Origin of the sequence: Staphylococcus taiwanensis (genome assembly GCA_020544305.1) — a bacterium.
Taxonomy (GTDB): domain Bacteria; phylum Bacillota; class Bacilli; order Staphylococcales; family Staphylococcaceae; genus Staphylococcus; species Staphylococcus taiwanensis.
In genome coordinates this window covers 2,267,783-2,293,561 of the sequence record CP058667.1, presented here as the reverse complement: position 1 = coordinate 2,293,561, position 25,779 = coordinate 2,267,783, and the positions used below count along the sequence as shown (strand labels likewise).

The following is a 25,779-nucleotide window of genomic DNA, read 5'->3' as shown; positions in this document are numbered from 1 at the left end:
GATTTTTAGTATATCAAATTCTCAAATTTACCAATAGATTAATTCCTTACTTTTTGAAAATGAAGTATCAAAAAGACAAAATCTTATTAAAAATACATATTGAAAGTACACGTGTACGTGACGTAAAGAATCTTTAATATATTGAATTTACAGTCATGATAGTGCTTTCATGTTTTCAAAAAATCAGTTATGATTATGTTGATATAAAAATTACAAAGGGGAAATGATAATGGTTCAATCATTACACAACTTTTTAGATGAAAATATCCAATACTTGAAAGATAACGGATTATATAACGAAATTGATTCAATTGAAGGTGCGAATGGCCCAGAAATTACTATCAATGGTAAACAATATATTAACTTATCTTCAAATAACTATTTGGGACTAGCTACAAACGAAGATTTGAAAACAGCTGCAAAATCAGCAATTGATTCTCACGGTGTAGGTGCAGGGGCTGTACGTTCAATTAATGGTACATTAGACTTACATGATGAATTAGAGGAAACTTTAGCTAAATTTAAAGGTACTGAAGCAGCTATTGCTTATCAATCAGGATTCAACTGTAACATGGCTGCTATTTCTGCAGTAATGAACAAAAATGATGCGATTCTTTCAGACGAATTAAACCATGCTTCTATTATCGATGGTTGTCGTTTATCAAGAGCTAAAATTATCCGTGTTAATCACTCTGATATGGATGATTTAAGAGCGAAAGCAAAAGAAGCTGTAGAATCAGGTCAATATAATAAAGTAATGTACATTACTGATGGTGTATTCAGTATGGACGGAGACGTTGCTAAATTGCCAGAAATCGTTGAAATTGCTGAAGAATTCGGTTTAATCACATATGTTGATGATGCACACGGTTCAGGCGTTATGGGTAAAGGTGCTGGTACGGTTAAACATTTTGGTTTACAAGACAAAATTGACTTCCAAATCGGTACGCTTTCAAAAGCAATCGGCGTAGTTGGTGGTTATGTGGCAGGTACTAAAGAATTAATTGATTGGTTAAAAGCGCAATCTAGACCATTCTTATTCTCAACTTCATTAGCACCTGGAGACACTAAAGCTATTACTGAAGCTGTGAAAAAATTAATGGCTTCAACTGAATTACATGATAAATTATGGGATAATGCTAAATACTTGAAACAAGGATTAGAAAAATTAGGTTTCAATACAGGTGAATCAGAAACACCAATTACCCCAGTTATTATCGGTGGAGAAAAAGAAACACAAGAATTTAGTAAACGCCTTAAAGACGAAGGGATTTATGTTAAATCTATCGTCTTCCCAACAGTACCACGTGGAACTGGACGTGTAAGAAATATGCCAACTGCAGCACATACGAAAGAAATGCTAGATCAAGCCATCGCTGCTTATGAAAAAGTTGGTAAAGAATTAGGTACTATAAAATAATTGAAATAAGAAATAGTATATTTTAGACTGGGACACGTTTGCTGTTCCAGTCTTTTTGTATTGTGTATTTTGTTGTAAAAAGTCAGTAGTTATTAATACATGAGTCAATAATAATTATGTTGTAAAATCACTTTATAGCTAACTATTTTAAAAATTAAATTGATAAACTAAAACAAATCTAAATTATACTTCTGAAAGTGAGGATGTCTATGCCAAAGTTAAGACAATTAAGATATTCAGATAAAGATGCTTTAATGGAGTATCTTCAAGAATGGTATAACAATGATGAACCAATCGTTCCGTCCAATACTGATTTATCAAGATACTCGTCTTTTGAAGAAATGGTAGACTATCTAAATAAGGAAACGACTGATAAAGATTGGGTTCCTACGACTACACGTTTTTGTTTTATTGATGATCAAATTGTTGGAGCAGTGGATATTCGTCACCATTTAAACCGTCGCTTAGTCAACATAGGAGGTCATGTCGGTTATGGTGTGGCTCAATCTTTTAGAGGGCGTGGCATTGCTTCTTTTATGTTACAGGAGGCGAAGGTTTTTCTAAAAGAAATGGGTGTAGATAAAGTATTAATGACCACAAATCCTAAAAATATTGCATCGCAAAAAGTAATCAAACATAGTGGTGGTTATGAAATTGAATCATATATTAAAAAGAATGGCAATTTAGTGAGTCGTTTTGAAATTCCTAATGATTGAAGGTTAGAATAATGAAGGATTTAAAAGTAGTATATGCGTTAATACAAAATGAAGAAGGAAATGTTTTATTAGTACATAATACGGATGGTGGCGGATGGTCATTACCAGGTGGCAAAGTTAAATATGGTGAAACTTTAGTTGAAGCATTAAAGCGTGAGGTTAGAGAAGAAACAGGCTTAGCTATTGAAGTTAATGACATCGTTAGTATTAATGAAGGTAAATCGACACAAATGAATGTTCATACACTTTTTATCATGTTTAAAGCACAAGTTCATGATTATACAACAGAAATACAAATGAAAGATGAAATTTCGACATTAGGTTGGTGTTCGATTGCTGAAGCTGATGAAAAGTTAGTATATTATCATCATAGGTTGAAAGACTTTTTAAACAATAAGGCTACGTATTACTATGAGGGGATTGTGGATTAAAATGAAGAAAAGGTTGGACAAAAATTAATATTTTAATTATTTCATAGCAAATTCACAATAGCTGACTGAACTAAGAAGGCGCTTAAACCAAATTGTTTTCAGTTCTAAACACCTTTATGGGCGGGGCCCCGACAGAGAAAATCTCCAAAAGAGATTTCACAAGCAAAGTAAGTTGGGGTGGAACAATGAATTCAAAAAGAATTCTGTCCCACCCCCATCGTCAAAAGTTTATAAATAGTTTCATAGTATGCATGAAATCTCAAGGCACCACTATTGTGAAGACCTTTTATTTATAGTAATAAGATAGCACCATTTACATATAAGCACAATACTAAATTAATATATTAATCAAACTAAATTAATATATGCATATTTTTGAAAGAATTGTATTGAAAATGACACATAATAATGACAAATAGATGTTGTGATGGGTAAATAAAGATTAAATATGAAAATGAATGTGGAGGGTATCAATATGTTAGTTCTGAATGAGCAAGATCAACAAGAATTATTAGACATGAAAGAAGTCATTGATGAAGTTGCGAATTCGTTAAAAGCATTTTCAGAAGGTAAAACAGAAACACCTTTAAGATATGTCTTACCATTTAATGAATCCAATAGATATTTAGTGATGCCAGCATTATCTGATGAGCTTAAAGTTGTTGGTATAAAAACGGTGACATTTGCGCCCGACAATCCTAAAAGGGGTAAGAAGACAATAACAGGGTCAGTAATATTAAGTGATTATGAAACTGGAGAGACATTGGCTGTATTAGATGGCAGTTATTTAACCAAAATACGTACAGGAGCTATCTCAGGTGTTGCAACTAAATATTTGGCACGTGAAGAGGCTAAGACATTATGTGTCATTGGTTCTGGTGACCAAGCCCAAGGATTAATTGCTGCAGTAATGGCGGTTAGAAATATTGGTACGGTTCACTTTGCAAGTCGTACTAAGAAGAATGCTGAAGCATTAGCTGCTAATATTGCTAAAGCATATGATGTATCAACAAAAGTATTTGATGAAGCAGACGATGCAATGGAAGAAGCGGATATTGTAGTAACAGCGACAAATTCTAATCACCCAGTTTATTCACATTCACTTCATCCGGGTGTTCACTTAAATGCAGTAGGTTCATTTAAACCGGACATGCAGGAATTACCATCAGAGTCGATGTTAGTTGCCAATAAAATTGTTGTTGAATCAGTAGAAGCTGCGATGGAAGAAACTGGCGATTTAAAGGTACCTCAAGAAGAAGGGATTATCACGCAAGAATCATTACATGGAGAGCTTGGCGATATCGTTGCAGGTAAAATCTCGGGACGTGAAGATGATAAGGAAGTTACTTTATTTAAATCTGTGGGCTTAGCCATAGTGGATATTGTAGTGGCAAATTATTTTTATAAAAAAGCAGTGAAAAACAACAAAAATTAGTATTAATGAACATTGAAATAAAGGAAAAATATTAATTTAAATACGCTAGATTTAATATTATTAGACTGCCGGAACACTTAAACTTAGATTATTAATATAAAAAAAATAAGTCATAGTTGATATTTTTAAAAACGTAAAGAAACCGTGTAAATGACATATCATTAACTGTCATCTACACGGTTTTTAAATTTGTGAATCTATAATTATGCTGATTTTTTACGAGTTCGGAGATAAATGAATCCTGTTCCTGTCACTACTAATATAATAGCGATACCATGTTCTAAATCACCATCTTTGATACCCGCACTAGGTAATGATGTGATGGATTCATTTTGTTGTGCAAATATAAGTTTTGAATTCTTAGAAGTATCATTATTACTAGTTATTAGTGTCCCACTATTAGCATTACTTTTATGTACTGTTTGTCCAGGGAATTTAATAGCGTTATTACAATCAGTACTAGTCAATTGATCTTGTGTTGCTTTATTTTCAAAAGATGCACCTACAAGATGACCGATTGAATCTTTCTTAATATTGTTTTGTTGCATTTGACCGTTAGTATTAGGGATGATAACGTTATTGCCATTGCCATTGCCATTCTGAGTTGGATTACCAGAATTATGGATTATATCGCTATTGTCATTATCTTGTTGATGATCAGTCTTAGGGAATTCAATGACATTACCATGATTTGGTGAATCAGATTGCTTATCATCTTTCGTATTATCATTATTGTCGCCAATATGATTATTATCGGATTCACTATCATTGTTCTGACCAGGTATTTGTTGATGGCTATCATGGCCATTTGACGATTGGTTACCATTATGATTATTTTCTTTACCTGTATTAGGTTGTGCATCACTTTCTGGCTGACCATTAATAATACGTACAGGTTCTTCTGTATTGTATTCGTTTAAATCTGCTTTTTTAATATATTGAGCGACAACGGCGTCTAATGAGATACCTTCTTCACGTTGTCCACCAAACATATCATAACCGTCTCCTTGATTCGCTGTGAAGTCGTTAGTCGTTACATAATACGTGCGGTTAGGATCTAAATCTTCATACTTACCATTCTCTTTGTTCAATACTTTAATAGCATTAATACGATGTCCAGATGCTTTGTCGATATCATAATACACTCTGAGTGAGTCTGACACTTGTAAGAAGCCGCCATTCGCACCTAAGACTTTCTTACCGTCTTGTGTTTCAGTATCAGCACTTAAACTGTGTTCAAATGCTTTTTCAACATCCGAACCTTTCACTTGAATTTGAGAAATTAAATTACCAAATGGTAACACTGTAATGATGTCATTTTCAGTAACTTTACCTTTTTCAATTGAAGCACGGATACCACCACCGTTAGTGATTGCGAAATCAGGTTGATGTGAGAAGTTCTTAGAAGCATAGGATTCCATAGCATCCGTAATAAGATTACCTAAATTGGTTTCTTGCGTACGCGCCTCTGCACGTTCACCATTTAACGTCACTGTATTATTAGGAATGACTACAGTAGACGTTTCTTTTAAGAAATCATCATTTGCTTTCTTAGTTTGTGCATCAATTTGTGAGTCTGGTGTAATATCTTTTGCATCGGCTACATTGATTAACGATGCTTTAATATCAGACGCTTTTTTATTTTGAAAATTAAAATCCACACGTCCGACATTCGCTAAGGCAGTACCAGTTTGAGCAAGCACATTATTAGCACCATAATGTTCGCCATGTTCTATCACAGTATGTGAGTGGCCATCTAGGACAAAGATAGGTTGTTTAAATGAACCATCTTTCGTCAGTTGATCTATTAAATAATCACCACGCCAACTTCTTTGCGTCGATTTATCTACGCCTAAGTGCGATAAAATCACAAAAACGTCAACATTGTTTTTAATGTGATTCATTGCTTGCGTTACGCTAGTCAAAGGATCTTTGAAATCCACACCTTTAACAGCAGAAGGTGACGTTTTAGTCTTAGTCTCAGGCGTTGTAACACCTACAATGCCGTAACGTACATTGTTTTTGGTAACAATCGTTGATGGATCAAAGACACGTTTTCCATTTTTATAAATGTTAGAAGATACGATAGGGAAATTTAATTGTTTCTGTAATTTAAGTAATTGATCATAACCAAAGTCAAATTCATGATTTCCGACAGTCATTGCATCATAACCAACACTATTCATAGCTTTGGCCATTTCTTCACCCTTTGATTGATTAGAGACAGGTAAACCTTGAAAAGCATCTCCTGAATCTACCATCAAATCCGGGTTGTATTTATCTTTAAGACCTTTTACTTTAGCCATACCAATTACTCTGCCATCATCTTCAACGAAACGACCGTGAATATCATTAGTATGTAAAATTGTATGTTTATCCGTGTTGTGAGAAGATGTTGCTACTTTTTGACTGAAATTAACATGTTGAGACAGCGGCGCTGATTGTTTTATTGAAGTTTTGTTGTTTTTTGTTTCTTGTGTTGAAACTGGTGCAGATTGTTGTGTTTTTGAATCATCATATTTTGTTTGTTTCTGCGTTGATGCTTGAGGAGATTGTTTAACATTAGTGGAAGGTGATTTCTTTGCTGTTGCCACTTGAGTCGACTTCGACTGTTCCGATGTAGTCGCCACTTGAGACGGCTTAGTTTCTTTAGAATTTGAAGGTGACTCTTTTACCTCAGCACCTTGCGTTGACTTAATTTCACTTGTAGCAGGTTCAGACGATGCTTTCTCTTGTGAAAAGGCAGAACCCTGAGATGGAGCATTGTGTTTCTCTGAAGTAGTGTTTTGTGTAGCAGATGTTGTAGCATCAGGGTGTGTCGATGTTTCAGACGATGATGTTTTTTCATCATCATGTGAAACTGTATTTGACACTAATGCCAAATGCTTATTAGTCGAGTCTTTGTTCGTTGATGATGCTTCTTGTGAAGTCGTTTGTGGTACTTCTGTTGTAGCGGGTGCGTTAGACTGGTTTGTATGTGATTCAGCTGCATACGTTGTACCAGTGGTGATACCAAATACAATAAAACATAAAACTAAAATTGGAATAAGATATCGCTTCATATTTGCCTCCTTTATTTAATGAAATTTACATTTTTATATTAGCATAAGTAGTTCAGTCTAAAGCTTACACGTCAAATTCTTTACGATAACTTAAAAAACAATTAATAAGAAGAGAGACAAAATGTTTTATGAATGCGTTGTATTCCCAACTTAATTTGCTTGTAGAACTTTGGTTGAAATTCTCGATAATGTGCCTTGCGCATTACCTTTAGAATCAAAAACTAAGTAGATACTTGATGTAAGTGATGTTCAGTTCTATCAGCTACTACTGATTTGCTAGGTGGACTCATTATATTAATTTTTGTTCAAACCTCTTTTGAATTTTCAAAAAGAAAGTAATTTCAAAAGAGTGTACTTTGTGAGTATACAAGAAAGCGCTTTTATATTATAATAAGCATGTAAATAGGGTATATGTACACCCTAAAAGGACAGATATTCGTGTAAAAAACACAAAGGGAGTTTTCGAGTTATGGAAAGAATAGTTATTACAGGAGCACTTGGTCAAATTGGGACTGAGTTGGTATTAAAATGTAGAGAAATTTACGGAAATGATAACGTTTTAGCGACGGATATTAGAGAACCTGAAGAGGATTCACCGGTTAATAATGGTCCATTTGAAGTATTAGATGTTACCAATCGTGAAGCGATGATGGCTATCGTAGAAAACTTTAAAGCGGATACGTTAATGCATAACAACCAACTACAATGTATGGTGTGAACAAAGTTGCTGGTGAGTTATTATGCCAATACTATTTCACAAAATTTGGTGTCGATACACGTAGCGTGAGATTCCCAGGACTAATTTCTCACGTTAAAGAACCAGGCGGCGGTACAACTGACTACGCGGTTGAAATTTATTTCGAAGCGGTTAGAAAAGGCCGTTACACAAGCTATATCGCAAAAGACACATACATGGATATGATGTATATGGATGATGCAATTGATGCAATTATTAAATTGATGGAAGCAGATAGCGATAAACTTGTAACACGTAATGGCTATAACTTAAGCGCCATGAGCTTTGAACCAGAACAAATTAAAGCTGAAATCCAAAAACATTATCCAGATTTCGCATTAGATTACGAAGTAGACCCAGCGCGTCAAGCAATTGCTGATAGCTGGCCAGACAATATCGATACAAGCTATTCACGTAAAGAGTGGGGTTTCAATCCTAAATACGATTTAGCTGGTATGACTGATTTAATGTTAAAAGCGATTGAAGAAAAAGAACAAAATAAATAAGTTTGATGTTTTGAACTAGCAGGGTGGTAACATCTTGCTAGTTTTTTGTGTGAAAAAGCAGTCATAGATCGATAATCACTCACTTAAGTTGTTTCACTTTTTTGGGGTGCCGTCTCTATAGTAGTTCTTAAATGGATTTTCATTTCACTTAAATTGAGACGCTTGCCTAGGGTGGGTAAAGAAATTCTTAGATGAATATTTACTCATTCTGTTGTGATGCTTGCCTAGGGGGCTGGGTCGAGCCGCGGTCTCGACACTCATCCTATTCCCTCAGGCGTCACACAACGTCATTCGTAGTTCATCTTTAGAATTTCTTACATAAGTGCGTTAGCACTTAAGTTCATTAATAGTACTGGCTCCCTCAGGCGTAGCTTAAATACGTTTCAGTATCCATTTTAGAACTACTTACTTAAGCGTATTAGTACTTAATTTCATTATGTTTAGTGTGTTTGTAAGACGTTATCTAATTTAGTTTTTGGTATATTTATTGCTATTGCATACACACATAGTATTAGTAAGATTTTAATTTTGAATGTAAACATTATTTTATGATATACATTTATTTTATTTATAGTAAATATTTATATAATATTAAGGGTTTATTTATAACTTTTAAAAATGCAATTTTCAATTTCGACGATGGAGTTAAATTAATTATTAATGTATGTTATTTTAAAAGAAAGGGTTTACATATAAGTATTTAGTTTGAATATTTCGAAAACTTATTGAATCAAAAATATGAGATTGCTATAATTTAAGGTACTATTATTATCTAGGAAATATTTAGGAGGCTTTCATCATGTCAGAAAAAGTTAAATTTGAACAACGCGATACACTTAAAGAAAAACCAGAAGGCAATTTAGGATTCGGTCAATACTTTACAGATTACATGTTAAGTTTCGACTATGATGCAGATCAAGGGTGGCATGATTTAAAAATTGTTCCTTATGCACCATTCGAAGTTTCACCAGCAGCACAAGGTCTTCATTATGGACAAGCTGTATTTGAAGGGTTAAAAGCTTATAAACATGAAGGCGAAGTCGTATTATTTAGACCAGATCAAAACTTCAAACGTATTAATGATTCATTAGCACGTTTAGAGATGCCTAAAGTAGATGAGGAATTATTACTAGAAGGTTTAAAACAATTAGTAGATGTTGAACGTGATTGGGTACCTGAAGGCGAAGGACAATCATTATATATTCGTCCATTTGTATTTGCCACTGAAGGTATCTTAGGTGTAAGAGCATCTCATCAATATAAATTATTAATCATTTTATCTCCATCAGGTGCTTATTACGGCGGAGACACTCTAAAAACGACTAAAATTTACGTTGAAGATGAATATGTTCGTGCCGTACGTGGTGGCGTAGGATTTGCTAAAGTAGCAGGTAACTATGCAGCAAGTTTACTAGCACAAACAAATGCTAATAATTTAGGCTATGACCAAGTGTTATGGTTAGATGGTGTAGAACAAAAATATGTTGAAGAAGTTGGTAGTATGAACATCTTCTTCGTTGAAAACGGAAAATTAGTTACACCTGCTTTAAATGGAAGTATCTTACCAGGTATTACACGTAAATCAATTATTGAATTAGCTAAAGAATTAGGATATGAAGTTGAAGAACGTAAAGTATCAATTGATGAATTATTCGAAGCTTATGACAAAGGTGAATTAACTGAAGTATTTGGTTCTGGTACAGCTGCCGTGATTTCACCAGTAGGTACTTTAAAATATGAAGATAGAGAAATCGTCATCAACAATAACGAACCTGGCGAAATTACTAAAAAATTATATGACACATACACTGGCATCCAAAGTGGTAAATTAGAAGATACGCATGGTTGGAGAGTAGTTGTCCCAGAATATAAATAAGGTATGTTTATTGCGCTAGAAATCTTGTGATGTCAAGGTTTCTAGCTTTTTATTTATCTGATTGTGATGGTTTGAGTCTATGCTTTATGAATGATAACTTTAATAAGCAACTAGATAATTAAATCATTTAACCTAATATAATTATAATGTCTGAAAGCAAAATAAAGTTATTTACTAATTTAATATAGGAGAACTAAATAGTGGCTCATATCATAATGTTGATCGTAACTATTATTTGCATCATCCTTATTATTTATAATTTAGTAAAAGATGGTCCTATTATCAATGTATTTTTAATAGCAGTTAACCCAATCAATCATTTTATTTTTAATACGTTATTTATGGATAAATCAATCTTTAAAAGCTGCACTAAAACATTCTTTTGATTTATTAACGCTAATGGTTGTGGTTATTTATTTAATTTATAAAGTATATAAAAGGAATAAAAAGAATGAATAATTATTTTAGGAGGCTTTGAATGTTTTTAAAGAGAGAGAAAAAGTATGAAAAATACGAAGCAATATCTAAGAGTATATTAGGATTTTCAGTACTGTTATTATTTTTGATATTTTTACTGAAATTGATATTTGAATGGTCTTTCCTACATGTTTTTTTCAATATTTTTTGTTTTACTTTTATTATTGGTTTATGTATCGGGGCTATACCAGATGTTTTAGAGAAAAATGTTAATAACATACTGGCCGATATACTTGTTATTCTTTTGATGATTGTTGTGTTGTTTATTTTGTAATTTTAAGTAGAAATATAATCTATTTTCGAAAAGTAGGAATATTTATGATTGAAAAATTGAACTCTATAGAAGAGGCACCCTTTGATTTGCTGTTGTTGGCTGATCCTTCCATGAAATTAGTTTTAGAATACCTTCATAGTGGAGAATGCTTTATTTATAAAGATGGTTCAGAAATAATAGGTTGTTATGTGTTGAAAAAGATATGTGTAGATAGGATTGAATTAGCCAACATAGCTGTTAGTGAAAATAAACAAGGTCACGGGTTTGGTAAAAAACTATTATTACATCTGTTTGATTATGCAAAACAAAGAGGATACAAAGAGATTATTGTTGGGACTGGCAATTCTAGTATTGGACAAATTGCTTTTTATCAAAAAGTAGGTTTCAGAATGATTGGAGTAGAAATTGGATTCTTTGAAAGAAATTATAATGATAAAATATATGAGAATGGAATTTTATGTAGAGATAAAATTTGGTTTATTAAAAAAGTGTGAGCGTATATCTTATATATTGATATTATACATAAATAATAAAGATATGACATATTAAGAATAAGTGTTGAGGTGTAAAGCGTTTAAATAAACGAACAAAAATTGTATAGCAAGTATTTATACTTAGAATTATTTATAGTTTTATACTAAAAATTGATACTTCAAGAAAGAAGTTTGTTGTAAATATATGAGAGCAATTGCGATTATATTGGTAGTATGTCTATGGACTAGCTTATTTATTAATTTTGGGATGATTAACGTCTTTTTAAATATAGCCACTACATTTGTGGTACTTAAGTTACTTAACGATAGAAAGAAATAATTTATTTGGATTTATTTTAGTTTCGACACCTGTAACTATGACAGGTGTTTTTATATTAAAATATAGAAGGCATATTCAATGATGCTTAGTATACATAAAAAAATGTCTATATAATCGAGGTGAAAGACAGTTACGTACAAGAATTACTGACAATGCATTACAATACAAATCAAATATATAAGCAGACAAATACGCATTATTAATAGGCAATTACGCAATAAACGCCAAATTTATCTTCAGGTGTTTACAATAAAAGTGTAATTTAAATATTAATGAAGGAGTGGAATCAAATGACAGACGTATTCGGTTTCATTAAAAAAGCGATTGACTTTATTAGTAGTATTTTAGTACATGGCGAACCTAAATAATTATTTTCACAATAATTATCACCCCGAGAGTTAGATTGAAATCTAATTTTCGGGGTGAACTTTATATAACCATATTAATTGAAAACATGATAATTTTTATTCTTTTTGAAAATACGTAATTGATTCAACTTCATTGCAAATTGTTGATATAACATGATACATCCAAAGCCCCAAGATAGACTAAATGTAACGCCTCCCATAACATCTGTAAGATAGTGCGCATGGAAGTATAGTCTTGAGAATAGAATGCTCAACCACACCATAGTTAACATTATCGTTAATGACCATTTTAATAGCTTATTGTGAATTTTAGGTATAAAAAATAACACAATAATCATTATAACTAGTGTGCTGGCAAGAGAATGACCACTAGGGAATGAATATCCTGAATCAATTGATAAATGATCATATGGACGCGCACGATGTATTAAATCCTTAAACATTATACCTATTAGTCCACCTGATGCTACAGTAAGTAAAAGCCAAATAGACAATATGACATGACGTTTTAGAAATACTATAAGTGCCATTAGGATAGTTAAAATGACGAAAGGTAGTATGTCTCCATAAGTTGCGACGATAGTCATATAATCATTAAACCAACTTCCGTGATAATTCATTTGCGGAACACCAAATGAGTGTAAAAACCAATGGAAAGAACTTTGATCTACAAAAGTGATTAATAGCATATGCAGTTTCATTCCTAATATAATTGTTAAGAAGGCCAACACACTCAAAATAAATAAGATGTTTAATTTAGATTTGTTAAATAATATATTCATTAGTTTCACCTGTTGTCTTTTTTATTTAGTTTAACGTAGTAAAGTGATAAAGAAATCGGTATTGAGACGCATATATTTATAAGACTTAAAACCTATAAAAAAGTGTATATAATATAGAAAAAGACCATTTAGGGGGGATTGAATGGAGTTTAAGCTAATTACTTATTTCGATGAAAGCTATATTGATTCAATTTATGAAATATATCAATCAGTTGGTTGGTTAAAACATGACAAAGAGACTATATGTGAAATTTTCCGTAATAGTACACATGTCGTCTTAACTATTTATGATAATAAAGTCATTGGCGTAGCTAGGGCATTATCAGATGGTGTATTCAATGCAGCCATTTATGATGTTGTAGTTAACAAAGATTTTCAAAATAAACAAATTGGTATGCGTATGCTCGAACGCCTTCTAGATGAAATAGGCTTAGTTTCGTGCATACATTTAATATCAACTATTGTTAATTTAGATTTTTATCAAAAAGCGGGATTTAAAAAATTGAAAACTGGTATGGTTATATACCAAGATAAACGTCTAACAGATACATATACTGAATAATTGGAAAATGGAATTGCATATCGTTCTATTAAGTCTAAAATGAAAATCTGTATTACAATAGAAGAATTAAAGTTACGAATTATAGGAGTGTTATGTTAATGGAATGGATATTATTTGATAAAGATGGAACATTAATTGAATTTGATAAAAGTTGGGAGAAGATTGGTGTACGTCTTGTTGATAGCTTTTTAGACAAATTTCCAGTAATAGATAAGGAAGTTGCACATCGTCAATTAGGTGTAATCGACGATGCAATTGTTCCTGATTCTGTGATGGGATCTGGCTCATTGGATGAAATGGTCAAAGCTTTCAATAATATTGCTGGAGAAGATGTATCAAGTTGGACCCGTAATACGAGTCAAGAATTAGTTGATACACGCGTTCCGGAGAATAATTGGATTGATGGCGTTTACGATATGATTAAATCTTTGAAAAATGAAGGTTATAAAATTGGTATCGTTACAAGTGATTCTAGAAAAGGCGTCTTGCAGTTTTTAGAAGATACAAATTCAAAAGATGCGTTTGACTTAGTCATTTCAACTGAATCACACGCTGCAGAAAAACCCAATCCGGCAGTACTTAATCCACTGTTTAATCACTATGACGTGAAACCTAAAGACGTAGTGATTGTTGGTGATACGAATAATGATATGAAAACAAAAGTGAACGCTGAACTAGGTCTAGCTATTGGTGTACTTAGTGGTATTGCTAAAAAAGAAGAGTTAGTAGACGCTGATGTAATTATAGATACAGCAGTAAGTGTGCCCGAAGTCTTAAAACAACATATTGAAAATAAATAAGGTTATAAATTAAAAAACGCTACACAAGGATTTCAATATTGTGTAGCGTCATATTATATTATCGATTATCTACGTTTCGGTAAGTGTTAATTACGTGAGCTATTTTATCAATAATTGGGTCTAATGAGTCTGGATTTTCATGAATGTCATATTCATTGATGTTAACGCGTACTACCGGGCAAGCATTGAAGTTATTAATCCAATCTTCATAACGTTTGAATAACTTTTGCCAATACTCAGGATCTGTATTAATTTCCATATCACGGCCGCGTGCTTTGATGCGTTCAATCACTTCGTTATAGTCACATTCGAGATAGATTAATACATCTGGTTTTGGAAAATACGGTGTCATCACCATGGCATTAAACAATTCAGAATATGTTTTAAAGTCATCTTCACTCATAGTACCTTGTTCTTCATGCATTTTCGCAAAAATATCCACATCTTCATAAATAGAACGATCTTGAATAAAGCCACCACCATATTCAAACATACGTTTTTGTTCTTTAAAACGTTCAGCTAAAAAATATATTTGTAAGTGGAAACTCCAACGCTCAAAGTCATCATAAAATTTATCTAAGTATGGGTTATGATCTACATTTTCAAAAGAAGTTTTAAAATTAAGTTTGTCAGCTAATGCCTGTGTCAAAGTAGATTTCCCCACTCCTACAGTACCAGCAATTGTTATAATAGCATTTTGAGGTACTTTATAATGATTCATGTTCAATGTCTCCTATCATTGGTTTTATTTTTTCTAAAATGTCTTCATAATCTGAGTCATTATTGACGAAATCGATTGAGCTCGTATTAATAAGGACAACATTTGCGCCATCTTTTTTCATTGCATCATAAAATGCGAGATAATCTTCTTTTAAATTAAGTAAGTAATCATCTTCAATATGATGTTCAAAGCTACGATTTCGTTTTGCGATTCTTTCTTTCAGAACTTGTAAATCAGCATCTAAGAAAATAATCATATTTGGCATTTCGATATCTTCTGTCAAAATATCAAAAATGCGATTAAATTTATCAAATTCAGAGTCATTTAAAGTGTTGCGTGCGAAGATTTTGTTTTTATAAATATGATAGTCACTGACAACACCTTGTGTCATTTCGGCGATATCTTTAGCTTGTTTGTAGCGATTACATAGGAAAAACATTTCGGTTTGAAAACTCCATTTAGAAATGTCATCGTAAAAGTCAGATAAAAATGGATTTTCGTCGATTATTTCCTTTTCTTCATAATAACTTAAAGATTGGCTGAGCTTGTGAGCTAAAGATGATTTACCAACACCAATAGGGCCTTCAATTGCAATAAAAGGTTTGTTCATAATCACATCTCCAAATGTTAAAATAGACAATGAGTATTGTATCACAAGTGAGGTATGGCACACATGTCAAATGATGAATATTACATGAAATTAGCGATTGAAGAGGCTAAAAAAGCACAAAAACTTACGGAAGTTCCAATTGGTGCAATCATAGTTAAAAATAATGAAGTGATTGCAAGGGCACATAATTTAAGAGAAACTGCACAGCTTCCGACTGCTCATGCGGAGCACATTGCTATAGAACGAGCATCTAAAATAGTTGGTAGTTGGCGTTTAGAAGATTGCACATTATATGTAACACTTGAGCCGTGTGTCATGTGCGCTGGAGCAATTGTTATGAGTAGAATTCCTCGTGTCGTATATGGTGCCACGGACCCTAAAGGTGGATGTAGTGGTAGTTTGATGAATTTACTTGAAGAACCACGTTTTAATCATAGAGCTACAGTAGTAGGGGGCGTACTTGAAAAAGAATGCGGTGACCTACTACGACAGTTCTTTCGAGATTTACGTACAAAGAAACCTAAAGCAAACAAGTGATAATACAAATTATGACGAATTTGTTAAAATAAATACATAAATTAAGTTTTAAATTTCATATTTTGTTTTATCCGAATACCCATTTTCAAAAATAAAAATAATAAACTGTTATAGATTAAGTTAATGAAACGAGGTAATTGTATGATTAAATTAATAGCAACGGATATGGATGGCACATTATTAAATGCAGCGCATGAAATTTCACAAGAGAATATTGATGCAATTAAATATGCACAATCGCAGGGGATTACTGTTGCCATTGCAACCGGTCGAGCATTCTATGAGGCGAGTACACCAATAGCAGAAACGGATTTGAGTGTACCGTATATATGTTTAAATGGTGCAGAAGTACGCGATGAATCTTTCAACATCATTAGTACATCAAATTTAAATCATGAATTGGTTGAACGTATCAAATCAATTCTTAATAAAGATGACGTATATTTTCAAATTTACACAAACAGAGGTATTTATACAGAAGACCCAACCAAAGATTTAGATATTTACTTAGATATTGCGAAACAAGCTGGTCAAGAAGCGGATGTTGAAAAAATTAAAGCAGGTATTCAAAAACGTATTGATAATGGGACATTAAAAGTTGTAGATAGTTATGAAGATATTGAGGACATCCCGGGTGAATTAATTATGAAAGTACTTGCATTCAATCCGGATTTAGAGAAAATTAATGCAATTGGAGCGCAACTTTCAGCAATTCCAAGTTTAGCTGTTTCATCATCTTCACGAGGAAATCTTGAAATTACCCATTCTGATGCACAAAAAGGAATTGCGCTAGAGTCAATCGCTGATAAATTGAAAATTGACTTGCAGGATGTGATGGCTTTAGGAGACAACATGAATGATGTGTCTATGTTAGAACGTGTTGGCTACCCTGTTGCTATGGATAATGCCATGCCAGAAGTTAAAGCTGTTGCTAAATATGTTACAGATTCTAATGAAAATAGCGGCGTTGGTAAAGCGATTATGAAAGTACTTAAAGAAGAAAATAAATAACGTAAGAGGTGTCAAGATAAAATGAAAGGACTTATTATTGTAGGTAGTGCCAAAGTGGGCTCACATACAAATGCGTTAGCTAAATACTTAGTAGGACAATTTGATCATCATAATTTAGATGTTGATATATTTGATTTAGCAGAAAGACCATTAAACCAATTAGACTTTTCTGGAACAACACCATCGATTGAAGAAATTAAATCAAACATGAAAGATTTTCAAGATAAAGTAATGGAAGCAGACTTCTTAGTATTAGGTACGCCAAATTATCATGGTTCTTATTCCGGTATTTTGAAAAATGCCCTAGACCACATCAATATGGATTATGTCAAAATGAAACCAGTAGGATTAATTGGTAATAGTGGTGGAATCGTAAGCTCAGAACCATTATCACATTTACGAGTTATTGTACGTAGCTTATTAGGCATTGCTGTTCCTACACAAATTGCTACACATGATTCTGATTACGGTAAATTAGATGACGGTACGTTATATCTAGATGACGACCAATTTCAATTACGCGCAAAACTATTTGTAGACCAAATCGTTTCATTTGTGAATAACAGTCCATATGAACATTTAAAATAAAAAAATTAATTACTGATAAAAACACATATATAATAGAAGAAACTAGTTTATATAAAAAATAAAAATAGTCTCATTCAGTCATATCTTTTCATATGATAATGAGACTATTTGTTTCCATGAATCTAAAAGTCCTCTGATTATTTTGATTATTTAAATTTATAATAATGCTATTTAATTATTATTAATATGAAATTTGAAAATGTTTGGTTACAAGTAATTATTTATAAAATATTAAGACTTGCAACATTTGTATATCTTTAATAAATTTTGTATAATATTTCTAAATCATTATTATGATTGTACTAAATGTGTATGGAGTGATTAGTTGAATGAAAAATAGACAAGGTTTTTTACCCAATATTTTAAACAAGTATGCTATCAGAAAGTTTTCTGTTGGTACTGCTTCTTTACTGATTGGTGCAACATTAGTTATGGGGGCAGGTAATGTTGCAAGAGCTGATGAATTGGATAAAATAACTACAAATGATGGGGCAAATAAAGATAAATCGGATGCAGTTGATATTAATGAACTTACAAAAACTGAACAGACGGATAGTAATGTAAAAGAAGCACAATCTAACGCCACAACGGAACAAGTTGATGAAAATAAAGACATAGATTCAAATGTAGATAGTACTTCTGTAGAAAATAATAAATCATCTGAACTTAGTGATGAATCAGTGAATAATACTGCGACCAATAAAAGTGATGAAAGCTCTACACAAAGTCAAAACGTAAGTACAACACAGGATAATCAAAACCAAAGCGATGAGGCATCAAACGAAACCCAAACACAATCTACTAATAATGTCGAGCAAAGTAAAGAGAATACGACATCAGATGACGATAGTGTCAGTGTCAAAAATACAACTGATGAAAAGGCTAAAGCAGAGCCAACAACAGCGGAAGACAAGGAAACTAGTGATACAAGTCAAACAAGCCAATCATCCGAAAAAAGTGAAAATAAAACTGAAAAAGCATCAGACACTCAAAAAGAAACTAATGAAACAACAAATAAAGATGCTAACAAAAGTGAGAATGACGATACATCAAGTACAAGTAAAACTTCAGATAAGAACTCCTTTAAAGAAAGTACTACAGATAACACATCCTCCAAACAAAATTCTGTAAATTCATCCAAAGACGTAGAAACTTCAAGTTTAAACGATACTAAAAATGCTAGTGAAACAACTGCAACACAAAGTCAAAATAATAGTACTGCAATTAATGATAAACCAGTTGTAACTGAAGCGGATAGTCAAAGTCCAGTACCATTAAATAATGATTCTACGACAACTGTAAATTCACAAGCAACCACTTCGACTGTTAGAAATAATCGAATGAAGTTCAAAGTTTTAGTGGCTGTAAAAGATGGCAAAGTCGTTAAATATAAAATACCTTCAGATTCTAAATATGCGTATTTACTTCAAGACTTAGGTTATGATGCAACGACTGTAAAAGAAGATACCGATTTACGTCATGCTGGTATTAACCAAATGCAAAATGCGGATACGAATGTCATTAAGTTGAATTTATCGAAATGGCTGGCGCTACAAAATGACTTTGTAAATGGGGGCAAGGTTAACCTTTCATTTTCTCAAAGTAATTTCTTTACACAAATTCAGTCTATTACATTGAATGGTGTTAATATGACAACTACTAACAATGGTCAAAACTGGAGTGCACCTATCACAGGTAGTACTGTGAGTAGTGGTATGATTGGATCAATAACAAACCATGATGTATTGATTACTTTGAAAAATAATCAAACTTTAAAAAGTTTAGGGTATTCAAATGATAAACCAGTTTACTTAACACATACTTGGACGGAGAACGATGGTTCTATTGCCGAGGAAAGTATTCAAGTTACAACTATTACTCCTACACTTAATTCAAAAGCACCGCAAACTACGCAAACTAGTGGTTTTACAACGGGTAGAGTTGCTAACAAAATTAAATATGATAGTAGTACTGCAACTATCAATTCCATTCATAGTTTTAAACCTGATGAAAACTTTAAACAAACGGACTATAACTGGGTTTTATATATAAAATAACAAGTACCTAAAGAGTTGTTACCATATATTGATACAAATTCCGTGACAATTTTTGCTTCTGATGCAAATGGTAATAATGTTACGCCTACTGATACTGATCGTGGTGTGAAAGGTAGCCTTGATAGTAATGGATTTTTTGATACAAGTAAAATAGATTCAGTATCTATATTAAAAAATAATACATCTAGCCAACTTGACTCTGCTCGAACAGCGTTAGACCTTAATGTATTTTGGGGTACATTAGGCCAATCTCGTAGTTATACTATTTCTTATAAATTAAAAGATGGCTATACATTAGATAATATTGCTTCTCAGTTAAGTGATAGAGAAACATTTACGTCATGGCTCGAATCAGACTATCTTGATTCTAATGATAATGGTGCTGCAAATAAGAGAATTCTAGGTTCTTATGCAAGTTCTTATTTAGATGTTATAGACAGAGTGGCGCCAGTTGCACCAACTACAGCTAAAAATATTACAACTGAAGATAAAACGATTAGTGGTACTGGTGAAGCTAACATGACAATTCAATTAGACTTCAGTGATGGTAGAAAGCTTACAGGCCAAATTGGAAGTGATGGCAAGTTCACAGTAGCGATTCCTAGTGGATTTACATTAACTGGCAAGGAAACAATTAGTGCTACAGTTCTAGATAAAGGAAGTAATGTGTCACCTGCAACTACAATTACAGTTAAAGATACGACTAAACCTGTAGTAACAGCTATTACAAATCAAACGAAAGAAGTAAATACGTCAATTGATAGCATCACAATTGTTGCGACTGATAACAGTGGAGATGCTGTAACAAATTCAGTTAGTGGCTTACCTTCAGGTGTCACATTTAACAGTTCAACTAATACTATAAGTGGAACACCAACCAAAGTTGGAAACTATACTATTACAATTACTTCTACAGATTCTAGTGGCAACTCAACTATAACACCATTTACAATTGCAGTAGTTGATACAACGAAACCAGTAGTAACTAATATTGATAATCAAACAAAAGAAGTGAACACGCCTATAAAATCTATAATTATTTCAGCAACAGATAATAGTAAATTAGCTGTAACAAATAGTGTGAGTGGGTTACCAGATGGTGTTACATTTGACAGTTCTACCAATAGAATCAGTGGTACGCCAAGCAAAGTGAGCAGTTACCCAATTACAGTGACAACAACAGATGCCAATGGCAATGTAACGGAAACAATTTTTACGATTACGGTACAAGATACAACGGCACCGACAGTGACACCAATCGCAGGTCAAACTAAAGAAGTCAACACAGCAATTGATCCAATCAAGATTGATGCGACAGACAACAGCGGCCAAGCTGTAACAAATAAAGTAAGTGGCTTACCAACAGGTGTAACGTTTAATCCAGATACAAATACAATTAGTGGCACACCAAGTAAAGTAGGCAGTTACCCAATTACGGTGACAACAATAGATGCCGATGGCAACGAAACAACAACAAACTTTACGATTAAAGTGGAAGATACAACAGCACCAACAGTGTCACCGATTGGAAATCAAACTAAAGAAGTCAATACAGCAATCGATCCAATCAAAATTGATGCGACAGATAATAGTGGCCAAGCCGTGACAAATAAAGTAAGTGGCTTGCCAGCAGGTGTAACATTTAATAGTGCGACAAACACAATCAGTGGTACACCAAGCAAAGTGGGCAGTTACCCAATTACGGTGACAACAACAGATGCCGACGGCAACGAAACAACAACAAGCTTTACAATTACAGTGGAAGATACAACGGCACCAACAGTCAAAGCGATTGGAAATCAAACTAAAGAAGTCAATACAGCAATTGATCCAATCAAAATAGATGCGACAGACAATAGTGGTCAAGCCGTGACAAATAAAGTGAGTGGCTTGCCAGCAGGTGTAACATTTGATCCAGACACAAACACAATTAGTGGCACACCAAGCAAAGTGGGCAGTTACCCAATTACAGTGACAACAACAGATGCCGACGGAAACGAAACAACAACAAGCTTTACGATTACAGTGGAAGACACAACGTCACCAGCAGTGACACCAATTGCAGACCAAACCAAAGAAGTGAACACAGCGATTGATCCAATCAAGATTGATGCAACAGATAATAGTGGTCAAGCCGTAACAAATAAAGTGAGTGGACTTCCAGAAGGCGTAACATTTGATCCAGATACAAATACAATTAGTGGTACACCAAGTAAAGTTGGTAGTTACCCAATCACAGTGACAACAACAGATGCCGACGGCAATGAAACAACAACAAGTTTTACTATTACGGTCCAAGATACAACGGCACCAATAGTGACACCAATTGCAGATCAAACAAAAGAAGTGAACACAGCGATTGACCCAATCAAGATTGATGCGACAGACAATAGTGGTCAAGCAGTAACGAATAAAGTAAGTGGACTTCCAGAAGGTGTAACATTTAATCCAGATACAAATACAATTAGTGGAACACCGACGGAAGTAGGCATTTATCCAATTACGGTGATAACAACAGATGCCGATGGAAATGATGTAATCTCACACTTTAATATTACAATTATTGATAACAATATTTCCGATAGTACAAGCACATCAGATAGCATGAGCAACTCAGACAGCACGAGTGACTCACAAAGCAACACAAGCACATCAGATAGCGTGAGCGATTCAGACAGTACAAGTGATTCACAAAGTAGCACAAGCACATCAGAAAGTATGAGCGATTCAGATAGTACAAGTGATTCACAAAGTAGCACAAGCACATCAGAAAGTATGAACGATTCAGACAGCACGAGTGACTCACAAAGTAGTACAAGCACATCAGAGAGTATGAGCGATTCAGACAGTACAAGTGATTCACACAGTCACAGCAGCACAAGTGCATCAGATAGCATGAGCGATTCAGATAGCACAAGTGACTCACAAAGTGACAGTAGTACAAGCACATCAGATAGCATGAGCGATTCAGACAGCATAAGTGATTCACACAGTCACAGCAGCACAAGTACATCAGAAAGTATGAGCGATTCAGACAGTACAAGTGATTCACACAGTCACAGCAGCACAAGTACATCAGAAAGTATGAGCGATTCAGACAGTACAAGTGATTCACACAGTCACAGCAGCACAAGTGCATCAGATAGCATGAGCGATTCAGATAGCACAAGTGACTCACAAAGTCACAGCAACACAAGTACATCAGAAAGCATGAGCGATTCAGACAGCATAAGTGATTCACACAGTCACAGCAGCACAAGTACATCAGAAAGTATGAGTGATTCAGATAGTGCAAGTGACTCACAAAGTAGTACAAGCACATCAGAAAGTATGAGCCATTCAGATAGTACAAGTGACTCACAAAGTATGAATCATTCAGACAGTACAAGTGCTACCAATAGTCAAAGCACATCATCAAATTCTAATAATGCTAAAGCTTTACCTGAGACTGGAGAAGAAAAATCTGATAAACCATTATTACTTTCATTAATTACTGGTTTAGGATTATTGTTGCTCGGAAGACGTCGTAAGAAAGACAACGAAGATGATGCAAAAGATAAATAATAAAAAAGGCTTCTAAAAAACTAATCAAATTATTTTCACAATCCTCGAAAGAGGGTTGTGTTTTTTATTACTTGAAAAATACATGATAACGCTTCCACAAAATATGATAAAATAATTAATAAAGTAACTTTTCTACAAAGGGTGGGGGCTAATATGAAGAAATATAGATACTTTATTATCACGATGATTATTATAATGACAATGATTAACTACATAGACCGTGGCGCTATTTCATACGCTCAAAAGGATATCATTAGCGAGTATGGTTTCGACACGATTGCTTGGGGTAAAATTTTAGGTTATTTTGGCTACGGATATATGTTTGGATCACTTGTGGGTGGTTTAACGGCAGATAAGAAAGGACCTAAATTTGTATGGATTATTGCAGGTACCGCATGGTCAATTGCTGAAATGGCAATGGCATTTGCTGGGGAACTAGGTATGGCAATATTTGGTGGTTCTGCAATTATTGGTTTCGGTCTATTAAGAGTATTATTCGGTGTGGCAGAAGGTCCGGTATTTTCAATTATTAGTAAAACGAATGCAAACTGGGCTGCACCGAAAGAACGTGGACTATTATCAGCATTAGGTTTAATAGGTGTGCCACTTGGTGCATTAATTACAGCGCCAATTGTTTCTGGTTTCCTTACAATAGCAAGTTGGAGATTATTATTTATTATCTTAGGTGCGCTAGGTCTGATTTGGGTAATTGTATGGGCATTTGTATTTACTGATTATCCTGAGGACAATAAACGTGTATCTAAAGAAGAATTGGCAGAAATACGTTCAACTGAAGATAGTTTAAATGTAGAAAAAACGGTTGAAACAGAAGATGTTAAAGATGAAAAGTGGTATCACTTCTTTAAAAGTCCAACATTAGTAGGTAATATGTTTGGTTATTTTGGTTTCCAGTATGTTAACTTTTTAATTTTAACGTGGACGCCAAAATATTTGCAAGATGAGTATCATTTTGAAATCCATTCACTTTGGTATTTAGGTATGGTGCCTTGGATTGGTGCATGTTTCACTATTTATTTCGGTGGTCATATATCTGACTGGTTACGTCATAAAACGGGCAATTTACGTATCGCACGTTCATATTTTGCCATTGCAGGTATGATTTGTGCCGCAATTTGTTTCTTAATCATTCCATTTACGCATAGTATCATCGCAATTATGATTTTAATGATGATTGGGAATGCATTCATATTCTTACCAAATGGTGTGTATTGGTCTGTTATTATTGATACGGCACCTAATAAGACGGGAACATATGGGGGTATTACCCACTTTTTCGTCAATTCAGCAACTGTTATTGCACCAACATTAACAGGTTATTTAGTAGCAAGCTTTGGTTATTCTTCAATGTTTGTGTCAGCAGTAGTGGCATCACTTATTAGTGTTGTAGCTATGTGCTTTGTTAAACCTGGTGAAAAGAAAATGGCTAAACATTAATATAAATATTGATAAACATAAAACATGGCAGTTATCACACGTCATTCGTGTGGCAACTGCTATGTCTATTTATTATATAATAATGGTTATTTTCTATATTTTAATTTAGCAAAAGCATCATGTTGGTGAATGGATTCTTCGTTACGACATTCAATGTCAAAGCCGTCAATCCAATTAAAGTCGACTAAGTCAGCAGCAATTAAGCGAATTAAATCTTCGACGAAACGAGGGTTTTCGTATGCACGTTCAGTAACACGTTTTTCATCTGGACGTTTTAAAATAGGATATAAGATAGAACTTGCGTTGGCTTCCATCGCATCTAAAATTTTATCTTTATAATCGTCAATCACTTGATTATTTTTATCTAAATAAACTTTAACAGTGACAACACCACGTTGGTTATGTGCAGAATACTCACTGATTTCTTTTGAACATGGGCATAATGTTGTTACAGTTGCTTCGATTGTAATTTCTTTACGTGTAATTTGGTCTTGTTCAATAGCTAAACCATAAGTTACATCTGCGTTTCCAACTGCTTTAATGTTAGTAACTGGGCTGAAGCGGTCAAAGAACCACTTACCTGATACATCAACGCCTGCTGAAGTTTGTTTCATGTTTGTTTGTAATGTACGTAAGACTTGATAAAGTGTATCAAAATTAAGTTCTAAGCCATTACTATAATGCTTTTCTACGCTTTCTAAGATACGGCTCATATTGATGCCTTTTTCATCTTTATTTAAACTTGTTGAAAAGCTAAAAGTACCTGCCGTTTGGAAACGGTCAATATTGACAGGATAAATTAAATTTTTGATACCAACTTCTTCAATTTCGAATAAGAAATTTTTATGTGTACTTTGTAAGTCGGTCATTTCATTTTTTGTTGTTGGTTTCGTACCTTCGATTGGGTCAACAGAGCCAAAGTGTTTCCAACGACCCTCACGAGTGGATAAATCATATTCAGTCATCGTTTACCTCCCC

At 33.6% G+C, this 25,779-nt stretch carries 18 protein-coding genes and 3 pseudogenes; 16 read left to right on the top strand and 5 right to left on the bottom strand.

What is annotated here, in order from left to right; genetic code table 11:
• The first annotated feature begins 229 nt into the window (after positions 1-229).
• The 4 genes from HYI43_11010 to HYI43_10995 all read left to right on the top strand — a co-directional run bounded on the left by HYI43_11010 (position 230) and on the right by HYI43_10995 (position 4,002).
• The gene (locus HYI43_11010) at positions 230-1,420 is read left to right on the top strand and encodes a glycine C-acetyltransferase (GenBank protein UDI79060.1); all 1,191 of its coding nucleotides are present in this window, start codon (positions 230-232) and stop codon (positions 1,418-1,420) included.
• Positions 1,421-1,629: 209 nt separating this feature from the next.
• Entirely contained in the window at positions 1,630-2,136 is a 507-nt protein-coding gene (locus HYI43_11005; protein UDI79059.1) for a GNAT family N-acetyltransferase, read from the top strand.
• A gap of 11 nt (positions 2,137-2,147) precedes the next feature.
• Positions 2,148-2,567 carry an NUDIX hydrolase gene (locus tag HYI43_11000; protein UDI79058.1) on the top strand — a complete coding sequence of 140 codons (420 nt, stop codon included), beginning with the start codon at positions 2,148-2,150 and terminating at the stop codon, positions 2,565-2,567.
• 475 nt (positions 2,568-3,042) lie between these two features.
• Complete coding sequence (locus tag HYI43_10995; GenBank protein ID UDI79057.1) at positions 3,043-4,002, top strand: ornithine cyclodeaminase family protein; 960 nt, start codon at positions 3,043-3,045, stop codon at positions 4,000-4,002.
• 203 nt (positions 4,003-4,205) lie between these two features.
• Here the strand turns inward: HYI43_10995 and HYI43_10990 are convergent, their stop codons facing one another.
• A complete protein-coding gene (locus tag HYI43_10990; GenBank protein UDI79056.1) occupies positions 4,206-7,064 on the bottom strand; it encodes a 5'-nucleotidase C-terminal domain-containing protein in 2,859 nt (952 codons plus the stop codon).
• A 469-nt stretch (positions 7,065-7,533) separates the two neighbouring features.
• Here HYI43_10990 and HYI43_10985 point away from each other — a divergent pair.
• The 5 genes and pseudogenes from HYI43_10985 (at position 7,534) to HYI43_10965 (ending at position 11,427) form a co-directional block, all read left to right on the top strand.
• Positions 7,534-8,306, top strand: a pseudogene (locus tag HYI43_10985) (NAD-dependent epimerase/dehydratase family protein).
• Between the two features lie 799 nt (positions 8,307-9,105).
• On the top strand, positions 9,106-10,182 hold the full coding sequence (locus HYI43_10980) for a branched-chain amino acid aminotransferase (GenBank protein ID UDI79055.1): 1,077 nt from the start codon (positions 9,106-9,108) through the stop codon (positions 10,180-10,182).
• 200 nt (positions 10,183-10,382) lie between these two features.
• Positions 10,383-10,641, top strand: a pseudogene (locus HYI43_10975) (hypothetical protein).
• 19 nt (positions 10,642-10,660) lie between these two features.
• Complete coding sequence (locus HYI43_10970) at positions 10,661-10,933, top strand: hypothetical protein (protein ID UDI79054.1); 273 nt, start codon at positions 10,661-10,663, stop codon at positions 10,931-10,933.
• A gap of 44 nt (positions 10,934-10,977) precedes the next feature.
• Positions 10,978-11,427, top strand: coding sequence for a GNAT family N-acetyltransferase (locus HYI43_10965; protein ID UDI79053.1), 450 nt, complete (start codon positions 10,978-10,980; stop codon positions 11,425-11,427).
• Positions 11,428-12,188: 761 nt separating this feature from the next.
• Here HYI43_10965 and HYI43_10960 read toward each other — a convergent pair.
• Complete coding sequence (locus HYI43_10960; protein UDI79052.1) at positions 12,189-12,896, bottom strand: phosphatase PAP2 family protein; 708 nt, start codon at positions 12,894-12,896, stop codon at positions 12,189-12,191.
• 142 nt (positions 12,897-13,038) lie between these two features.
• On the opposite strand from HYI43_10960, the gene HYI43_10955 reads away from it, so the two are divergent.
• The gene (locus HYI43_10955) at positions 13,039-13,458 is read left to right on the top strand and encodes a GNAT family N-acetyltransferase (GenBank protein UDI79051.1); all 420 of its coding nucleotides are present in this window, start codon (positions 13,039-13,041) and stop codon (positions 13,456-13,458) included.
• A gap of 98 nt (positions 13,459-13,556) precedes the next feature.
• Complete coding sequence (locus HYI43_10950) at positions 13,557-14,258, top strand: HAD family hydrolase (GenBank protein ID UDI79050.1); 702 nt, start codon at positions 13,557-13,559, stop codon at positions 14,256-14,258.
• A 58-nt stretch (positions 14,259-14,316) separates the two neighbouring features.
• Here HYI43_10950 and HYI43_10945 read toward each other — a convergent pair whose 3' ends face one another.
• Entirely contained in the window at positions 14,317-14,979 is a 663-nt protein-coding gene (locus HYI43_10945) for a deoxynucleoside kinase (protein UDI79049.1), read from the bottom strand.
• Positions 14,966-15,589: a deoxynucleoside kinase gene (locus tag HYI43_10940; GenBank protein ID UDI79048.1), complete on the bottom strand. Its 624-nt coding sequence runs from the start codon at positions 15,587-15,589 to the stop codon at positions 14,966-14,968. Before HYI43_10940 ends, HYI43_10945 begins: the two co-directional genes overlap by 14 nt.
• 63 nt (positions 15,590-15,652) lie before the next feature.
• Here HYI43_10940 and tadA point away from each other — a divergent pair, with 63 nt between their 5' ends.
• From tadA to HYI43_10915, 5 genes and pseudogenes are all read left to right on the top strand, one after another.
• Positions 15,653-16,126 (top strand): tRNA adenosine(34) deaminase TadA, encoded by a 474-nt coding sequence (tadA, locus tag HYI43_10935; protein UDI79305.1) that lies wholly within the window; start codon positions 15,653-15,655, stop codon positions 16,124-16,126.
• A gap of 141 nt (positions 16,127-16,267) precedes the next feature.
• On the top strand, positions 16,268-17,137 hold the full coding sequence (locus tag HYI43_10930) for an HAD family phosphatase (protein ID UDI79047.1): 870 nt from the start codon (positions 16,268-16,270) through the stop codon (positions 17,135-17,137).
• Between the two features lie 21 nt (positions 17,138-17,158).
• Positions 17,159-17,725: an NAD(P)H-dependent oxidoreductase gene (locus HYI43_10925; GenBank protein UDI79046.1), complete on the top strand. Its 567-nt coding sequence runs from the start codon at positions 17,159-17,161 to the stop codon at positions 17,723-17,725.
• A 329-nt stretch (positions 17,726-18,054) separates the two neighbouring features.
• Positions 18,055-23,346: pseudogene (locus tag HYI43_10920) on the top strand (putative Ig domain-containing protein).
• 153 nt (positions 23,347-23,499) lie between these two features.
• The gene (locus HYI43_10915) at positions 23,500-24,801 is read left to right on the top strand and encodes an MFS transporter (protein UDI79045.1); all 1,302 of its coding nucleotides are present in this window, start codon (positions 23,500-23,502) and stop codon (positions 24,799-24,801) included.
• An 86-nt stretch (positions 24,802-24,887) separates the two neighbouring features.
• Here HYI43_10915 and HYI43_10910 read toward each other — a convergent pair whose 3' ends face one another.
• Positions 24,888-25,766 carry a GTP cyclohydrolase I FolE2 gene (locus HYI43_10910; protein ID UDI79044.1) on the bottom strand — a complete coding sequence of 293 codons (879 nt, stop codon included), beginning with the start codon at positions 25,764-25,766 and terminating at the stop codon, positions 24,888-24,890.
• Positions 25,767-25,779 lie beyond the last annotated feature (13 nt).